Below are 1,872 nucleotides of genomic sequence, written 5' to 3'. Positions count from 1 at the left end.
ATCGAAGGACGAGGGGCTATTCCAAATCAAAGGAGATACACGACAAGGTGATAGGGCGTTTCATCGAACGTGAATACTCTTCTTTATAGGGTGATCTAACTATTGGAGTCATGACCGGAATCGATAAACGAAGATACAAGCGATAGCAGACAGCAGATGTCAACTGGAATGGCTTCCCGCTTATAGTCCGGATTTGAATCCTATAGAACACAAATGGGGCGGAGCAAAAGCGATAAGGAAGCAAAATTAATTACTGCAAACCCAGATGCAGCAAGGCCTTGAGAAGAAAGTGCAGAGGGTGTATAACTGAGAGGGTGAAAAAGATTTATAGGGGGGCTTCGGCAGGTAAATGAATTTAGAGAAACTGGAGAGCTGACTTAAATCTTCTGGAGTTTTGAGAGTTTTAGCCAGCTCAGTAGCCAGGGCTTGTAACTGTTTCTCGTCCATCTTTTCACCTGTTTTAGTTGATAAATTAACCATATCAAAAACAGGCAATTACACAAATTTAGAAACAGGATCTGGGTTTGCGATAGCCCTAAGTAACCTTCTATCGAGAAGAAGCGACTCAAAAGATGAAAGGTTATCACCTTACTGATATAACTTATTTTTTATTCATGACTTATCGAGCCAATGTAGCGCAGCTTCAGCAAGGCTCAGTCTTTTTTCTTCAATAGAGTTACTGTAGGTACGTTTTTTTTCGTCAATTGTGCGGGTTACTTCATGGCGCTTACATCTGTCTATCAATGTCTCTCTTCCTCCTGGCTGCTTATTCGCTTTCATATCCTTATTGATTTCACCAAAATGACTTTTGGCGTAATCATTATAAGTATTCATTAAATTCATTGACTGCGCGTGTTTAAAAAAATCAATAGGCAATAATTTTATTGCTTGATCAAAAAATACAACCCGAGCCTTTTTTAATGAATCATTATCAAGTACTGATTCGTAAGGTGAGTGTTCTTCCCTAATAAATTCTATTTTATTATTGAAAAGATCTTGATGAAGCTTTACAAAGTGATCACTATATTTATGCATCTTTTTCAAAAAATGGAGTGAAAAGAGTAGGCAATCTGCATCACTATTTTGTATTTGGTTATAAATATAAAGGGTTTTTATTTTGGGAACATTATTAAGAACAAGATTACTATATAGTATAAAAAGAATAAATTGATTTTTTCCGCGGCTTGAATCAACAAAAATGATAGAAATATTATTATCTACATCTTTAAAAACATTAGCTGAGGCAAAATGCGTTCTATTATCACCAGCGTTAATCACAAATCGCTTGTGCTCATTACTATTTAATTTATTTAATTCATCTATAGAGTTAGCAAATTCATGTGCAGTCATAACAGTAGGATGTGCATTTATACTAGATGTTGCATTTAAATGCTTTAATATTATTTTACAATTATTTACATCCATTTGTATATTATTGAATTGATGGTTATTTGTTTTATTTGATCGAATTTCATCTATATACGATCTTAACGAGTCTTTATCAGGCATTTTTAATATTCCTATTAGTTACTTGAAAAATCATAATTAGTTGATTTAACTTCTTAAGAAAGACTATCTCTTGCTCTGATTATTAGTTTTTTACCTTGAGATACACAGGTAATAATGACTGTGTTACTTATTGTATTTTACTCTACTTAATTTTTAACGAAAGTTCTTAATCCCATTTTTTTGTTAAACAACAAACATTAATTTTTTGTATACTCAAACATCATAGTTAGAATTCTTTCTTATTATTTTTCATGGTGTTAAAAATTTACTCATAACTGAATGCCACCTCCTGCGGAGGTGGTCATCGACAGATTGGCTCTGCCAGTAAGGCTACTCATGGGAAAATCCGAACTGTTATCCCCA

General features: G+C 33.8%; 2 protein-coding genes. One reads left to right on the top strand and one right to left on the bottom strand.

Translation table 11 applies throughout. The annotated features are described in order from the left end of the window. The first annotated feature begins 133 nt into the window (after positions 1 to 133). Complete coding sequence (locus Xets_RS28785) at positions 134 to 250, top strand: transposase (protein WP_370588260.1); 117 nt, start codon at positions 134 to 136, stop codon at positions 248 to 250. A 362-nt stretch (positions 251 to 612) separates the two neighbouring features. Here Xets_RS28785 and Xets_RS18825 read toward each other — a convergent pair whose 3' ends face one another. Further along, positions 613 to 1,509: a YopJ family acetyltransferase gene (locus Xets_RS18825; protein ID WP_187652317.1), complete on the bottom strand. Its 897-nt coding sequence runs from the start codon at positions 1,507 to 1,509 to the stop codon at positions 613 to 615. Between the last annotated feature and the right edge of the window lie 363 nt (positions 1,510 to 1,872).

Origin of the sequence: Xenorhabdus sp. TS4, assembly GCF_014467265.1 — a bacterium.
GTDB lineage: Bacteria > Pseudomonadota > Gammaproteobacteria > Enterobacterales > Enterobacteriaceae > Xenorhabdus > Xenorhabdus ehlersii.
This window is presented reverse-complemented; position numbering and strand designations above follow the sequence as displayed.